Source organism: Brevibacterium sp. UCMA 11754 (genome assembly GCF_021532275.1).
Taxonomy (GTDB): Bacteria; Actinomycetota; Actinomycetes; order Actinomycetales; family Brevibacteriaceae; genus Brevibacterium.
In genome coordinates, this window is record NZ_JACBOT010000037.1 from 1 (window position 1) to 15,429 (window position 15,429).

At 61.9% G+C, this 15,429-nt stretch carries 11 protein-coding genes and 4 pseudogenes; 8 read left to right on the forward strand and 7 right to left on the reverse strand.

Annotation, left to right across the window (positions count from 1 at the left end):
* A partial coding sequence (locus tag HX613_RS21595; protein WP_235347194.1) for an SOS response-associated peptidase family protein occupies window positions 1-244 on the reverse strand: 244 nt, incomplete at its 3' end.
* Window positions 245-296: 52 nt separating this feature from the next.
* On the opposite strand from HX613_RS21595, the gene HX613_RS21600 reads away from it, so the two are divergent.
* From HX613_RS21600 to HX613_RS21620, 5 genes and pseudogenes are all read left to right on the forward strand, one after another.
* Window positions 297-812 (forward strand): MarR family winged helix-turn-helix transcriptional regulator, encoded by a 516-nt coding sequence (locus HX613_RS21600; RefSeq protein WP_235344203.1) that lies wholly within the window; start codon window positions 297-299, stop codon window positions 810-812.
* A 146-nt stretch (window positions 813-958) separates the two neighbouring features.
* Window positions 959-2,132: pseudogene (locus HX613_RS21605) on the forward strand (acyl-CoA dehydrogenase family protein).
* A 1-nt stretch (window position 2,133) separates the two neighbouring features.
* A complete protein-coding gene (locus tag HX613_RS21610; protein WP_235344201.1) occupies window positions 2,134-3,192 on the forward strand; it encodes an enoyl-CoA hydratase/isomerase family protein in 1,059 nt (352 codons plus the stop codon).
* Entirely contained in the window at window positions 3,189-3,965 is a 777-nt protein-coding gene (locus tag HX613_RS21615) for an enoyl-CoA hydratase (RefSeq protein ID WP_235344200.1), read from the forward strand. The genes HX613_RS21610 and HX613_RS21615 overlap by 4 nt, the downstream gene beginning before the upstream one ends.
* A gap of 150 nt (window positions 3,966-4,115) precedes the next feature.
* Entirely contained in the window at window positions 4,116-5,105 is a 990-nt protein-coding gene (locus HX613_RS21620) for an NAD(P)H-dependent flavin oxidoreductase (protein WP_235344199.1), read from the forward strand.
* Between the two features lie 14 nt (window positions 5,106-5,119).
* Here the strand turns inward: HX613_RS21620 and HX613_RS21625 are convergent, their stop codons facing one another.
* Both HX613_RS21625 and trpS (HX613_RS21630) read right to left on the reverse strand, forming a co-directional pair.
* On the reverse strand, window positions 5,120-6,169 hold the full coding sequence (locus HX613_RS21625; RefSeq protein ID WP_204234718.1) for an App1 family protein: 1,050 nt from the start codon (window positions 6,167-6,169) through the stop codon (window positions 5,120-5,122).
* A 52-nt stretch (window positions 6,170-6,221) separates the two neighbouring features.
* Window positions 6,222-7,220 carry a tryptophan--tRNA ligase gene (trpS, locus tag HX613_RS21630; RefSeq protein ID WP_235344198.1) on the reverse strand — a complete coding sequence of 333 codons (999 nt, stop codon included), beginning with the start codon at window positions 7,218-7,220 and terminating at the stop codon, window positions 6,222-6,224.
* 191 nt (window positions 7,221-7,411) lie between these two features.
* Between trpS (HX613_RS21630) and HX613_RS21635 the strand changes: the two are divergent.
* A pseudogene (locus HX613_RS21635) lies at window positions 7,412-9,192 on the forward strand (carbon starvation CstA family protein); the annotation flags it as partial.
* Here the strand turns inward: HX613_RS21635 and HX613_RS21640 are convergent.
* Window positions 9,193-10,941, reverse strand: a pseudogene (locus HX613_RS21640) (carbon starvation CstA family protein); the annotation flags it as partial.
* Between the two features lie 191 nt (window positions 10,942-11,132).
* On the opposite strand from HX613_RS21640, the gene trpS (HX613_RS21645) reads away from it, so the two are divergent.
* Window positions 11,133-12,131: a tryptophan--tRNA ligase gene (gene trpS, locus HX613_RS21645; protein WP_235344198.1), complete on the forward strand. Its 999-nt coding sequence runs from the start codon at window positions 11,133-11,135 to the stop codon at window positions 12,129-12,131.
* Window positions 12,132-12,183: 52 nt separating this feature from the next.
* Window positions 12,184-13,233: an App1 family protein gene (locus tag HX613_RS21650; RefSeq protein ID WP_204234718.1), complete on the forward strand. Its 1,050-nt coding sequence runs from the start codon at window positions 12,184-12,186 to the stop codon at window positions 13,231-13,233.
* Window positions 13,234-13,247: 14 nt separating this feature from the next.
* Here HX613_RS21650 and HX613_RS21655 read toward each other — a convergent pair whose 3' ends face one another.
* From HX613_RS21655 to HX613_RS21665, 3 genes and pseudogenes are all read right to left on the reverse strand, one after another.
* Window positions 13,248-14,237, reverse strand: coding sequence for an NAD(P)H-dependent flavin oxidoreductase (locus HX613_RS21655; protein WP_235344199.1), 990 nt, complete (start codon window positions 14,235-14,237; stop codon window positions 13,248-13,250).
* Window positions 14,238-14,387: 150 nt separating this feature from the next.
* Window positions 14,388-15,166 (reverse strand): annotated as a pseudogene (locus HX613_RS21660) (enoyl-CoA hydratase).
* Window positions 15,163-15,429 (reverse strand): enoyl-CoA hydratase/isomerase family protein (locus tag HX613_RS21665; protein ID WP_235347195.1); only part of this gene is annotated, 267 nt, incomplete at its 5' end. The pseudogene HX613_RS21660 and the gene HX613_RS21665, both read right to left, overlap by 4 nt.

Below are 15,429 nucleotides of genomic sequence, written 5' to 3' on the forward strand. Positions count from 1 at the left end.
TTTCGAGGACAGTCTCCGAACGCGCGTTGAATGCCTTGAAGCCGATCTTCGCGTCCTTCGCCCATCCAGGGACCAACCCCCACGAAGCGGTCTCCAGTCGACGTGTCAGCTGTCCTTCGTCGTCGAGTCGTTCGACGACGATCGGCACGAAGGAGCCCGGCGGCACGTTGTACCTGGGCGTGTAGTCATAGGAGATGACGTCGAGACGGAGCTCATCGGCGAGATCTGCCGGATCGAGAGACATATTGAGTCGACCACACATGCGCTTATCTTCTCACTTCACTACACTGTCGACAATGGCGGCGGAAAAGGCATCAGCGAGCAGACTCGACCCGATCGAGGAGTCCAGGAAACAGTGGCTCGCCCACGGTTGGAACGATTCCACCGATGGAATGACGACTGTGATCTCTGTGATGAGAGTCCATCAGCTGTTCCTCGCCAAAGTCGATGCCGCACTCAAACCCTTTGCGCTGACGTTCTCACGGTACGAAGTCCTTACCCTCCTGTCCTTCACCAAGTCGGGAACACTGCCGATGTCGAAGATCTCGGCCCGCCTGCAGGTCCACGCCACATCGACGACGAACTCGGTCGATCGACTCGAGAAGGCCGGTCTCGTGAAGAGACGCAGCCACCCCGATGACCGTCGCACCACGCTCGTCGAGCTCACCGAGTCCGGCCGTGAACTCTCGTCACGGGCAACCGCCGCCCTCAATGAAGAGGTCTTCACCTCCCCCGCGCTGGCCGGGACCGATTTGGGCGGACTCCTCCCCCACCTTGAATCACTGCGCTCCGAGCTCGAAGACCACGCCTGAGGCTGCTTCTCTTCTGCTGACCGATTTTCAGGCGAACAGACTGCGCAAAATTAGTTGGACGTCCAAGTAATTTCTCCGTATCGTAGTGAACGTCATCACGAATCCGATAAGCCTCGATCGTGGATAGCCCAAACCGTGGAGGAACAATGTCCCGCAGCACAGCAGCTGCCCTGCCGTTCGGTCTCACCGAAGAACAACAGACAATCTCCGGCATGGTGCGCGAATTCGCCGATTCCGAGATCGCACGCATGCTCGCATGCTCTGGAGTGGGATGCCAACCACCACTTCCCCGTCGACGTCATCAAGAGGTCCGCCGACCTGGGCATGGGCGGAATCTACGTCAGCGAAGAAGCCGGCGGCACCGGGATGGGGCGAATGGATGCAGCCCTCATCTTCGAAGCCATGTCGACCGCCTGCCCCTCGGTCGCCGCATACATCTCCATCCACAACATGGTGGCGTGGATGATCGACAAATACGGAGATGCCGAACAGAAGGAGAAATACCTCTCGAAGCTCGTCTCGATGGATCACCTCGGCAGCTACTGCCTCACGGAACCCAATGCCGGTTCCGATGCTGCCGCTCTGCGCACCTCGGCGAGGGAGGACGTTGACTCCTATGTCCTCAACGGCGTCAAGCAGTTCATTTCCGGTGCCGGCACCAGCGAAACGTACCTGGTGATGGCGCGTACCGGCCAGGACGGATCGCGCGGAATCTCCGCATTCATCCTCGAAAAGGGCATGGAGGGTCTCTCCTTCGGCCCCAACGAACAGAAGATGGGATGGCGAGCTCAGCCGACCCGACAGGTCATCATGGAAAACGTTCGCGTGCCGAAGGAGAACCTCCTCGGCGAACCCGGTCAGGGTTTCAAGATCGCGATGTCCGGACTCGACGGAGGCCGGCTCAACATCGGAGCATGCTCGCTGGGCGGCGGGCAATCTGCGTTGGAGAAGGCCATCGACTACATGGGCGAACGACAGGCCTTCGGCACCGAGCTCTCAGCTTTCCAGGCTCTGCGATTCGAGGTCGCGGAGATGCAGACCAAGCTCGAAGCGGCTCGCTCCCTCCTGTGGCGTGCCGCCAACGCCTACGACGCAGGCGATCCCAACACCTCATTGCTCTCGGCAATGGCGAAGCTGACAGCCACAGATTCGGGCTTCGACGTCGCCAATAGGGCACTCCAGTTGCACGGCGGCTACGGCTATCTGACAGAGTATGGAATTGAGAAGCTGGTGCGTGACCTGCGCGTCCACCAGATTCTGGAAGGCACCAACGAAATCATGCGCGTGATCATTTCGCGCAAGAGCACAGGAGTGGGCTGATATGACGACAGAGACCGCGGCACCGCCGACGGAAGCATCGGTGATCACCTCGATCACCAACGGAGTGGGCCGGATAGAGCTCAACAGGCCGAAGCTGATCAACGCACTGAGCCAGCAGATGGTGGGCGCCATCGATGACGCCCTGAAGAGCTGGCGCGATGACGACGCGATCAAGGCCGTCCTTGTCACCGGACGCGGCGAACGCGGGCTGTGCGCCGGAGGCGACATCAAGGCCGTCTACAACGACATTGTCGCCGGCACCGATGAGAACGCCCGATTCTGGAATCGCGAATACAAGATGAACCATGAGATCTCCGAATTCCCCAAGCCCTATGTCGTCATCATGAACGGCATCACGATGGGCGGCGGCGTCGGAATCTCGGGCCACGGCTCCCACCGCATCGTCACCGATTCCACCAAGATCGGAATGCCGGAGACCGGGATCGGCCTGTTCCCCGACGTCGGCGGCACACATCTGCTGGCCAATGCGCCGGGCGAGCTCGGCACCCATCTGGCGCTGACCGGACTGCCGGTCGGAGCAGGAGCCGCGCTGGCCATGGGACTGGCTGACTACTACGTGCCGGACGCTGAAGTGCCGGGACTCATCGCCGACCTCGAAGCAGGCGGCGACGTGGAAACAGTGATCGACCGCTACGCCGCCGATGCTCCGGAGAACGAACTCGCCGAGGCAGCAGGCTGGATCGACGAATGCTATAGCAGGGACCGGGCAGAGGACATCGTCGCAGCGCTGACCGCGCATGCGAACCCCGATGCCAATGCCGCCGGGAAGCTGATCGGGACCAAGGCACCCACCTCGGTGAAGGTGACACTGGCCGCCGTGCGCAAAGCCCGAGACATGTCCCTGGCCGAAGTCCTCGAACAGGACTATCGCGCAGCCGTCGCGCTGACACGTCGTCCCGACCTCAAGGAGGGCATCCGCGCGCAGGTCATCGACAAGGACCGCAACCCACAGTGGTCCCCGTCCGCATTCGACGAGGTCAGCGACGAAACAGTCAACGACATCCTCACCACCGATCACGAAGAGAAGGTGTTCGCATGAGCGACTACGAAACAATCCTCACATCCGTCGACCAGGGTGTTGCCACCATCACGCTCGATCGCCCGAAGGCTCTCAACGCGTTGAACATGCAGGTTCTCACCGACGTCACCGACGCAGCCACCGCATTCGATGCCGACGATGAGGTCAAGGCGATCATCATCACCGGCAGCGGCAAGGCCTTCGCCGCGGGCGCCGACATCAAGGAGATGTCCGACCTCGACTTCGCCACCGCGTTCAAGGCCGACTGGTTCGCCGGCTGGACCCGCCTGACTGACGTGCGCAAACCGGTCATCACCGCGGTCAACGGCTTCGCACTCGGCGGCGGCTGTGAGCTGGCAATGATGGGCGACATCCTCATCGCATCGACGAAGGCGAAGTTCGGCCAGCCCGAGATCAACCTCGGCGTCCTCCCCGGTATGGGCGGATCCCAGCGTCTGACTCGCGCGATCGGCAAGGCCAAGTCCATGGACATGTGCCTGACCGGACGCATGATGGACGCAGAGGAGGCCGAACGCTCGGGCCTCGTCGCACGTATCGTCGAACCCGAGGAACTTCTTGCAACGGCCAACGAGATCGCGCAGACGATCGCGTCCAAGTCCCGCATCGCCTCGGCGATGGTGAAAGAAGCGGTCAATACCGCATTCGAAACGACGCTCGAGCAGGGACTGCGCTACGAACGTCGCCTCTTCCACTCCTCCCTGGCCACGAACGACCAGTCCGAGGGAATGGCCGCATTCGTCGAGAAGCGGGACGCGAACTTCACAGATTCCTGAATCACCGCATGACGCGGCAGCCCGCACACGGCTGCAACGATGGCGCAGGCGAGGCGAACTCGTCTGCGCCATCGGCGTATTCGGTCACATGATCACTTTTAACAATCGTTCAGTTAGAGTGGAAACGTTCATCCACCCAAAGGAGGCACAATGAATTCTTTCGCCAATCTTCTCCCCCAGCTGCGACTTCCGGTGCTCGGCTCCCCCATGTTCATCGCATCGGGCCCCGACCTGGTCAAGGCCCAGTGCCAGGCCGGCATCATCGGTTCCTTCCCCACCCTCAATGCCCGCCCGGCCTCGATGCTCACCGACTGGCTCGACGAGATCCGAGAGAGCAACGCCGCGTTCACCGCAGCGAATCCCGATCGTCCGGCGGCACCGTTCGCTGTGAACCTCATCGTTCACCGCTCGAACAACCGTTTGGAAGCCGACCTCGCCGAGGTGGTCCGCCACCAGGTGCCCATCGTGATCACGTCATTGGGCGCACGAGAAGAGGTCAACGAGGCTGTGCACTCCTACGGCGGCATCGTCCTCCATGACGTCATCAACAACAAGTTCGCGCACAAAGCCGTGGAGAAGGGCGCCGACGGTGTCATCGCCGTGGCCGCCGGTGCCGGTGGACATGCCGGAGCGCTCTCCCCATTCGCGCTGGTCCAGGAGATCCGGTCCTGGTTCGACGGCCCGGTGCTGCTCTCGGGCGCAATTGCACACGGCCGCTCGGTCCTCGCAGCACTCGCCGCCGGCGCCGACTGCGCCTATGTGGGCTCGGCCTTCCTGTCGACGGCAGAGGCCAACGTCACCGAAGACTACAAGCAGATGATCGTCGACTCCGCTGCCGAGGACGTCGTCTACTCCAGCTACTTCACCGGAGTCAAGGGCAACTACCTGCGCGGTTCCATCACTGCCTCGGGACTCGACCCCGACGATCTTCCCGAGGCTGACCCGACGAAGATGGACTTCGGCACGAAGGAGGGGTCGGACTCGAAGGCGTGGAAGGACATCTGGGGCTCGGGTCAGGGCATCGGCGTGCTCCACGAGAAGAGCACCGCTGCCGAACTCGTCGACAGTCTTACCGCGCAGTTCGAGGCCGCGAAGACGGAGCTCGACGCTCGCCTGAATACGGCTGTCGGCGTCGGCTGAGCCGCACCGAACTCTCAGATCGTGGAGATGATGCCCCGTTCGGTCAGGCGCGAAGACAGTCCTGCACCGTCCGGGGCATAGATCCACGGCACGCCCTGGCCGCGACCGTGGCGCTTCGAACGACCACCTGCCCAGACCGCTTCACCGACGGTGAGCTGGCGGATCGCGACCGCCGCGACATTGTCGGGGTGGTTGTCCACGAACTCTCCGTAGACCTCTTCGTCCTTCTGACCGTCGTCGCCGATGAGCAGCCATTTCATCCACGGGAACTCACGCGACAGGCGCTCCAGAGAGTTGCGTTTATGCTCCTTACCCGAACGGAAGACGCGAGTCGTCGTCGGCCCCCAATCGGTGAGCAGCAGAGGCCCCATCGGGTAGAGGTTGCGAGAGAGGAACCTCTTGATCGTCAGGGCCGAATTCCACGCTCCCGTCGACAGATAGACCATCGGAGAATTCGGGCGCATATAGGTGATCCGGTCATAGAGCACAGCCATTCCCGCCACAGGCGACCTGGCATGCTCGCTGAGGACGAAGGTGTTCCACGCGGCAAGAAATGGTCGCGGCAGTGAGGTGACCATGACCGTGTCATCGATATCGGAGATGATGCCGAACGTCGTGTCCTCGCCGATGATCCGCACGGCAGCGGAATCGACGAGCGAGCCATCGGTCCACAGTTCGATCTCCGTCTCACCGGGCTGAAAGTCACCGGGAATGACAGTGTCGATGATGCCGCCCCTGTCAGCGGTGACCATGTGCTCTTCGTCATTGACGCGGACCCAGGCCGTGTCGTTGGGCAGAGGCACACTGACGAAGGACTTCCATCCCCGAATGCTCGCCTGCAGGTCCGCCGCAGGCTGACCTGTGGGGGTCAGGACCAAACGTCCGAGCACTCTCACCCACCCGGTGCCGCCATAGGTGTCATAGGCGATGACTGTGCGCTGATAGGTGTGATCGGTGGCGCGGTTCTGCAGCCAGCCGTTGAGCCGGTCTTCCATCCGTGCCGCGGTGTGCAGCATGTCCGGGGTGAGGTTCAGCGGTCCCTCTTCGGGTTTCTTCTTCGCCACGGTTCTTCCTTCACACTCATCGCACGTCAGGTCGGATCGGGTTGCAGTCGGCTCAGACGAAGCCGACCTTGTCATAGACCTCTCGCAGGGTCACCTCGGCGATCTCATTGGCCTTCGCCGCACCCGAATCGAGGATGGCCTGGAGCTGCGCCCGGTCCTGCAGGAGCTCATTGGTGCGCTCTCGCACAGGGGTGAGGGCTTCGACGGCGATCTCTGCCAGATCGACCTTGAGGTGACCGTACATCTTGCCCTCGTACTCTGCGACGATGTCATCGACCGAACGCGAGGTCAGAGAGGAATAGATCGTGAGCAGGTTCGAGACTCCGGGCTTGGACTCCGGGTCGTAGGCGATCTCCTTGCCATCGTCGGTGACGGCTGACTTGATCTTCTTCGTCAGTGACTTCGCGTCGTCGAGAAGGTCGATGCGACCCAGCGGGCTGGGCAAAGATTTTGACATCTTCGACGAAGGGTTCTGCAGGTCGTAGATCTTCGCGGTGGCCTTGAGGATCTGTGCCTCAGGAACGACGAAGGTCTCTCCGAACCGATAGTTGAAGCGTTCGGCCAAGTTTCGGGTCAGCTCGAGATGCTGGCGCTGATCCTCGCCGACGGGCACCATCTGCGGATTGTAGAGGAGGATGTCGGCGGCCATCAGCGCTGGGTAGGTGAGCAGGCCCAGGGACACATGCTCCTGCTTGGCCGATTTGTCCTTGAACTGCGTCATCCGGCTGGCCTCACCCATCGACGTGGTGCATTCGAGGACCCATGACAGCTGCGGGTGTGCCGGGACCTGTGACTGGACGAAGATCGTCGACTTCTCCGGGTCGATACCCGCCGCAATGAACTGCGCAGCGGTGCGCAGGGTGCGCTCGCGCAGGTCGCTGGGGTCCTGCTCGACGGTGATCGCGTGCATGTTCGCGATGAAGTAGAAGGCATCGTGCGACTCCTGATGCGCCACGAACTGCTGCAGAGCTCCGATGTAGTTGCCCAGGTGCAGTGAGTCAGAGGTGGCCTGGATGCCGGAAACGGTGCGTGGCAGAGAAGAAGTCATCATAGAACCATAATGCCACTTCAACCCCGCGTCATCGCAGACCACCCCGTGCGAGCCGAGGACTCAGGTGATCTCAGCCACCTACGCGCCACCGGCAAACGGTATAGTGACGAAGCAGATCACATGATTCATCGAGGTATCTCACATGGTTCGATCAACAGTCTTGTTCGGCCGGTGACCGGTGGTCATGGGCAATGAATATTCGGTGCGAAGTCATCGAGCTCAACGAGGAGGAAATCTTGTCTGTCGAATACGTCAGAACCGAAGAGGGGCTGCCACCGGTGGCTGTGGTCGAGAAGCCGCGGTGGACTCCGGTGAAGATCGTCATCTGGGTGGTCATCGCGTTGGTCGCGGCCGCCGGATGGGCGATGGTTGCGTTCGTGCGCGGAGAGGAGATGTCGGCCAGCTGGTTCGTCGCCGCTGCCGTGGGCAGCTATCTCATCGCGTTCCGTTTCTATGCCAAGTTCATCGAATGGAAGATCTGCCGCCCCGACCCGAAACGGGCCACTCCTGCAGAGCTCAATGACAATGGACGCGACTTCGCACCCACTGACCGCCGAGTGCTCTTCGGCCACCACTTCGCCGCCATCTCGGGCGCCGGGCCTCTGGTCGGACCGATCCTGGCCGCGCAGATGGGCTACCTGCCCGGTACCCTGTGGATCGTTCTCGGCGTCATCGTCGCCGGCGGCGTCCAGGACTACCTGGTGCTGTTCTTCTCGATGCGCCGCAATGGCCGCTCTCTAGGTCAGATGACTCGTGATGAGCTTGGTCGCACTGGCGGAATCATCGCCTCGCTGGGCATCATCCTCATCATGGTGATCCTCATCGCTGTCCTCGGCGTCGTCATCATCAATGCACTGGCCGAGAGCCCTTGGGGTGTCTTCTCGATCGCCATGACGATTCCCATCGCCGTGTTCATGGGCATCTACATGCGCTACCTGCGTCCGGGCAAGGTCGTCGAGGTCTCGGTCATCGGCGTCGTCCTCCTGATCCTGGCCATCGTCGCCGGCGGCTGGGTTCACAACTCGCCCGTGTGGTCGGAGTTCTTCCACCTCGACAAGGTGACACTGGCCTGGTGCCTGATGATCTATGGCTTCCTCGCCGCTGTGCTGCCGGTCTGGGTGCTGCTGGCACCGCGTGACTACTTGTCGACCTTCATGAAGATCGGCACCATCATCCTCCTGGCTGTCGGCATCCTCATCGTCAACCCGAGTGTGCAGATGCCGGCCGTGACCGAGTTCGCCTTCAACTCCGAAGGCCCTGCCTTCGCCGGAGTTCTGTTCCCGTTCCTCTTCATCACCATCGCCTGCGGGGCCCTATCGGGATTCCACGCGCTCATCTCTTCAGGCACCACGCCGAAGCTGATCGAGAAGGAATCCCAGGCCCGCCTCATCGGCTACGGCGGAATGCTCATGGAGTCCTTCGTTGCGATCATGGCTCTGGTGGCCGCGATCTGCCTCGACAAAGGGCTGTACTTCGCGATGAACGCCGCCGAACCGCTCACCGGCGGAACAACACAGGGCGCCTCAGACTTCATCAACAACTCTCTTGGCATGTCCGGGGTCGAAACGAGTCCCGAGGTGCTCCAACAGGCAGCAAATAACGTCGGAGAGGAGAGCATCGTATCCCGCACCGGTGGCGCCCCGACTCTGGCGATGGGCATGGCGCAAATTCTCCACAATGTCTTCGGCGGTCCAGCATGGATGTCCTTCTGGTACCACTTCGCAGTCATGTTCGAGGCACTGTTCATCCTCACCACCATCGATGCCGGTACCCGCGCCGCGTCGCCGTTTCATGCTCAGCGACGCACTGGGCAACTTCTCGAAGAAGTTCCGAGACCCCTCGTGGACCCCGGGGGCGTGGCTGACCACAGCGATCATGGTCGCGGCATGGGGGTCGATCCTGTTGATGGGAGTCACCGACCCCCTCGGCACCCATCACCACCCCCCTCCCGCTCTTCGGCATCTCCAACCAGCAGCGTGAACATGCCGCCGAGAGGGTCGGTGACTCCCATCAACAGGATCGACCCCCATGCCGCGACCATGATCGCTGTGGTCAGCCACGCCCCCGGGGTCCACGAGGGGTCTCGGAACTTCTTCGAGAAGTTGCCCAGTGCGTCGCTGAGCATGAAACGGGCGACGCGGGTACCGGCATCGATGGTGGTGAGGATGAACAGTGCCTCGAACATGACTGCGAAGTGGTACCAGAAGGACATCCATGCTGGACCGCCGAAGACATTGTGGAGAATTGCGCCATGCCCATCGCCAGAGTCGGGGCGCCACCGGTGCGGGATACGATGCTCTCCTCTCCGACGTTATTTGCTGCCTGTTGGAGCACCTCGGGACTCGTTTCGACCCCGGACATGCCAAGAGAGTTGTTGATGAAGTCTGAGGCGCCCTGTGTTGTTCCGCCGGTGAGCGGTTCGGCGGCGTTCATCGCGAAGTACAGCCCTTTGTCGAGGCAGATCGCGGCCACCAGAGCCATGATCGCAACGAAGGACTCCATGAGCATTCCGCCGTAGCCGATGAGGCGGGCCTGGGATTCCTTCTCGATCAGCTTCGGCGTGGTGCCTGAAAGAGATGAGCGCGTGGAATCCCGATAGGGCCCCGCAGGCGATGGTGATGAAGAGGAACGGGAACAGAACTCCGGCGAAGGCAGGGCCTTCGGAGTTGAAGGCGAACTCGGTCACGGCCGGCATCTGCACACTCGGGTTGACGATGAGGATGCCGACAGCCAGGAGGATGATGGTGCCGATCTTCATGAAGGTCGACAAGTAGTCACGCGGTGCCAGCAGCACCCAGACCGGCAGCACAGCGGCGAGGAAGCCATAGATCATCAGGCACCAGGCCAGTGTCACCTTGTCGAGGTGGAAGAACTCCGACCACACGGGCGAGTTGTGAACCCAGCCGCCGGCGACGATGGCCAGGATCAGGAGGACGACGCCGATGACCGAGACCTCGACGACCTTGCCCGGACGCAGGTAGCGCATGTAGATGCCCATGAACACGGCGATGGGAATCGTCATGGCGATCGAGAAGACACCCCAAGGGCTCTCGGCCAGTGCATTGATGATGACGACGCCGAGGACAGCGATGAGGATCACCATGATGAGGATGATGCCCAGCGAGGCGATGATTCCGCCAGTGCGACCAAGCTCATCACGAGTCATCTGACCTAGAGAGCGGCCATTGCGGCGCATCGAGAAGAACAGCACCAGGTAGTCCTGGACGCCGCCGGCGACGATGACGCCGAGAACGATCCACAGGGTACCGGGCAGGTAGCCCATCTGCGCGGCCAGGATCGGTCCGACCAGAGGCCCGGCGCCCGAGATGGCGGCGAAGTGGTGGCCGAAGAGCACTCGGCGGTCAGTGGGTGCGAAGTCGCGTCCATTGTCATTGAGCTCTGCAGGAGTGGCCCGTTTCGGGTCGGGGCGGCAGATCTTCCATTCGATGAACTTGGCATAGAAACGGAACGCGATGAGATAGCTGCCCACGGCAGCGGCGACGAACCAGCTGGCCGACATCTCCTCTCCGCGCACGAACGCAACCATCGCCCATCCGGCGGCCGCGACCAACGCGATGACCACCCAGATGACGATCTTCACCGGAGTCCACCGCGGCTTCTCGACCACAGCCACCGGTGGCAGCCCCTCTTCGGTTCTGACGTATTCGACAGACAAGATTTCCTCCTCGTTGAGCTCGATGACTTCGCACCGAATATTCATTGCCCATGACCACCGGTCACCGGCCGAACAAGACTGTTGATCGAACCATGTGAGATACCTCGATGAATCATGTGATCTGCTTCGTCACTATACCGTTTGCCGGTGGCGCGTAGGTGGCTGAGATCACCTGAGTCCTCGGCTCGCACGGGGTGGTCTGCGATGACGCGGGGTTGAAGTGGCATTATGGTTCTATGATGACTTCTTCTCTGCCACGCACCGTTTCCGGCATCCAGGCCACCTCTGACTCACTGCACCTGGGCAACTACATCGGAGCTCTGCAGCAGTTCGTGGCGCATCAGGAGTCGCACGATGCCTTCTACTTCATCGCGAACATGCACGCGATCACCGTCGAGCAGGACCCCAGCGACCTGCGCGAGCGCACCCTGCGCACCGCTGCGCAGTTCATTGCGGCGGGTATCGACCCGGAGAAGTCGACGATCTTCGTCCAGTCACAGGTCCCGGCACACCCGCAGCTGTCATGGGTCCTCGAATGCACCACGTCGATGGGTGAGGCCAGCCGGATGACGCAGTTCAAGGACAAATCGGCCAAGCAGGAGCATGTGTCCCTGGGCCTGCTCACCTACCCAGCGCTGATGGCCGCCGACATCCTCCTCTACAATCCGCAGATGGTGCCCGTCGGCGAGGATCAGCGCCAGCATCTCGAGCTGACCCGAAACTTGGCCGAACGCTTCAACTATCGGTTCGGAGAGACCTTCGTCGTTCCTGAGGCACAGATCCTCAAGGCCACCGCGAAGATCTACGACCTGCAGAACCCTTCGTCGAAGATGTCAAAATCTTTGCCCAGCCCGCTGGGTCGCATCGACCTTCTCGACGACGCGAAGTCACTGACGAAGAAGATCAAGTCAGCCGTCACCGACGATGGCAAGGAGATCGCCTACGACCCGGAGTCCAAGCCCGGAGTCTCGAACCTGCTCACGATCTATTCCTCTCTGACCTCGCGTTCGGTCGATGACATCGTCGCAGAGTACGAGGGCAAGATGTACGGTCACCTCAAGGTCGATCTGGCAGAGATCGCCGTCGAAGCCCTCACCCCTGTGCGAGAGCGCACCAATGAGCTCCTGCAGGACCGGGCGCAGCTCCAGGCCATCCTCGATTCGGGTGCGGCGAAGGCCAATGAGATCGCCGAGGTGACCCTGCGAGAGGTCTATGACAAGGTCGGCTTCGTCTGAGCCGACTGCAACCCGATCCGACCTGACGTGCGATGAGTGTGAAGGAAGAACCGTGGCGAAGAAGAAACCCGAAGAGGGACCGCTGAACCTCACCCCGGACATGCTGCACACCGCGGCACGGATGGAAGACCGGCTCAACGGCTGGCTGCAGAACCGCGCCACCGATCACACCTATCAGCGCACAGTCATCGCCTATGACACCTATGGCGGCACCGGGTGGGTGAGAGTGCTCGGACGTTTGGTCCTGACCCCCACAGGTCAGCCTGCGGCGGACCTGCAGGCGAGCATTCGGGGATGGAAGTCCTTCGTCAGTGTGCCTCTGCCCAACGACACGGCCTGGGTCCGCGTCAATGACGAAGAGCACATGGTCACCGCTGACAGGGGCGGCATCATCGACACTGTCATTCCCGGTGACTTTCAGCCCGGTGAGACGGAGATCGAACTGTGGACCGATGGCTCGCTCGTCGATTCCGCTGCCGTGCGGATCATCGGCGAGGACACGACGTTCGGCATCATCTCCGATATCGATGACACGGTCATGGTCACCTCACTGCCGCGACCATTTCTTGCCGCGTGGAACACCTTCGTCCTCAGCGAGCATGCCAGGTCGCCTGTGGCGGGAATGGCTGTGCTCTATGACCGGATCACCTATATGCGCCCGAATTCTCCGATGGTCTATCTGTCGACGGGAGCGTGGAATTCGGCCCTGACGATCAAGAGGTTCCTCTCTCGCAACCTCTACCCGATGGGGCCTCTGCTGCTCACCGATTGGGGGCCGACGACGACTCGCGTCTTCCGTTCGGGTAAGGAGCATAAACGCAACTCTCTGGAGCGCCTGTCGCGTGAGTTCCCGTGGATGAAATGGCTGCTCATCGGCGACGACGGTCAGAAGGACGAAGAGGTCTACGGAGAGTTCGTGGACAACCACCCCGACAATGTCGCGGCGGTCGCGATCCGCCAGCTCACCGTCGGTGAAGCGGTCTGGGCAGGTGGTCGTTCGAAGCGCCACGGTCGCGGCCAGGGCGTGCCGTGGATCTATGCCCCGGACGGTGCAGGACTGTCTTCGCGCCTGACCGAACGGGGCATCATCTCCACGATCTGAGAGTTCGGTGCGGCTCAGCCGACGCCGACAGCCGTATTCAGGCGAGCGTCGAGCTCCGTCTTCGCGGCCTCGAACTGCGCGGTAAGACTGTCGACGAGTTCGGCAGCGGTGCTCTTCTCGTGGAGCACGCCGATGCCCTGACCCGAGCCCCAGATGTCCTTCCACGCCTTCGAGTCCGACCCCTCCTTCGTGCCGAAGTCCATCTTCGTCGGGTCAGCCTCGGGAAGATCGTCGGGGTCGAGTCCCGAGGCAGTGATGGAACCGCGCAGGTAGTTGCCCTTGACTCCGGTGAAGTAGCTGGAGTAGACGACGTCCTCGGCAGCGGAGTCGACGATCATCTGCTTGTAGTCTTCGGTGACGTTGGCCTCTGCCGTCGACAGGAAGGCCGAGCCCACATAGGCGCAGTCGGCGCCGGCGGCGAGTGCTGCGAGGACCGAGCGGCCGTGTGCAATTGCGCCCGAGAGCAGCACCGGGCCGTCGAACCAGGACCGGATCTCCTGGACCAGCGCGAATGGGGAGAGCGCTCCGGCATGTCCACCGGCACCGGCGGCCACGGCGATGACACCGTCGGCGCCCTTCTCCACGGCTTTGTGCGCGAACTTGTTGTTGATGACGTCATGGAGGACGATGCCGCCGTAGGAGTGCACAGCCTCGTTGACCTCTTCTCGTGCGCCCAATGACGTGATCACGATGGGCACCTGGTGGCGGACCACCTCGGCGAGGTCGGCTTCCAAACGGTTGTTCGAGCGGTGAACGATGAGGTTCACAGCGAACGGTGCCGCCGGACGATCGGGATTCGCTGCGGTGAACGCGGCGTTGCTCTCTCGGATCTCGTCGAGCCAGTCGGTGAGCATCGAGGCCGGGCGGGCATTGAGGGTGGGGAAGGAACCGATGATGCCGGCCTGGCACTGGGCCTTGACCAGGTCGGGGCCCGATGCGATGAACATGGGGGAGCCGAGCACCGGAAGTCGCAGCTGGGGGAGAAGATTGGCGAAAGAATTCATTGTGCCTCCTTTGGGTGGATGAACGTTTCCACTCTAACTGAACGATTGTTAAAAGTGATCATGTGACCGAATACGCCGATGGCGCAGACGAGTTCGCCTCGCCTGCGCCATCGTTGCAGCCGTGTGCGGGCTGCCGCGTCATGCGGTGATTCAGGAATCTGTGAAGTTCGCGTCCCGCTTCTCGACGAATGCGGCCATTCCCTCGGACTGGTCGTTCGTGGCCAGGGAGGAGTGGAAGAGGCGACGTTCGTAGCGCAGTCCCTGCTCGAGCGTCGTTTCGAATGCGGTATTGACCGCTTCTTTCACCATCGCCGAGGCGATGCGGGACTTGGACGCGATCGTCTGCGCGATCTCGTTGGCCGTTGCAAGAAGTTCCTCGGGTTCGACGATACGTGCGACGAGGCCCGAGCGTTCGGCCTCCTCTGCGTCCATCATGCGTCCGGTCAGGCACATGTCCATGGACTTGGCCTTGCCGATCGCGCGAGTCAGACGCTGGGATCCGCCCATACCGGGGAGGACGCCGAGGTTGATCTCGGGCTGGCCGAACTTCGCCTTCGTCGATGCGATGAGGATGTCGCCCATCATTGCCAGCTCACAGCCGCCGCCGAGTGCGAAGCCGTTGACCGCGGTGATGACCGGTTTGCGCACGTCAGTCAGGCGGGTCCAGCCGGCGAACCAGTCGGCCTTGAACGCGGTGGCGAAGTCGAGGTCGGACATCTCCTTGATGTCGGCGCCCGCGGCGAAGGCCTTGCCGCTGCCGGTGATGATGATCGCCTTGACCTCATCGTCGGCATCGAATGCGGTGGCTGCGTCGGTGACGTCGGTGAGAACCTGCATGTTTCAAACGCGTTGAGAGCCTTCGGGCGATCGAGCGTGATGGTGGCAACACCCTGGTCGACGGATGTGAGGATTGTTTCGTAGTCGCTCATGCGAACACCTTCTCTTCGTGATCGGTGGTGAGGATGTCGTTGACTGTTTCGTCGCTGACCTCGTCGAATGCGGACGGGGACCACTGTGGGTTGCGGTCCTTGTCGATGACCTGCGCGCGGATGCCCTCCTTGAGGTCGGGACGACGTGTCAGCGCGACGGCTGCGCGATAGTCCTGTTCGAGGACTTCGGCCAGGGACATGTCTCGGGCTTTGCGCACGGCGGCCAGTGTCACCTTCACCGAGGTGGGTGCCTTGGTCCCGAT

What these genes read in the sequence shown, in the direction of transcription:
- HX613_RS21600 (WP_235344203.1), top strand. Translation starts at nt 297, where the DNA reads ATGGCGGCGGAAAAGGCATCAGCGAGCAGACTCGACCCGATCGAGGAG.
- HX613_RS21610 (WP_235344201.1), top strand. Translation starts at nt 2,134, where the DNA reads ATGACGACAGAGACCGCGGCACCGCCGACGGAAGCATCGGTGATCACC.
- HX613_RS21615 (WP_235344200.1), top strand. Translation starts at nt 3,189, where the DNA reads ATGAGCGACTACGAAACAATCCTCACATCCGTCGACCAGGGTGTTGCC.
- HX613_RS21620 (WP_235344199.1), top strand. Translation starts at nt 4,116, where the DNA reads ATGAATTCTTTCGCCAATCTTCTCCCCCAGCTGCGACTTCCGGTGCTC.
- trpS (WP_235344198.1), bottom strand. Translation starts at nt 7,220, where the DNA reads ATGATGACTTCTTCTCTGCCACGCACCGTTTCCGGCATCCAGGCCACC.
- trpS (WP_235344198.1), top strand. Translation starts at nt 11,133, where the DNA reads ATGATGACTTCTTCTCTGCCACGCACCGTTTCCGGCATCCAGGCCACC.
- HX613_RS21655 (WP_235344199.1), bottom strand. Translation starts at nt 14,237, where the DNA reads ATGAATTCTTTCGCCAATCTTCTCCCCCAGCTGCGACTTCCGGTGCTC.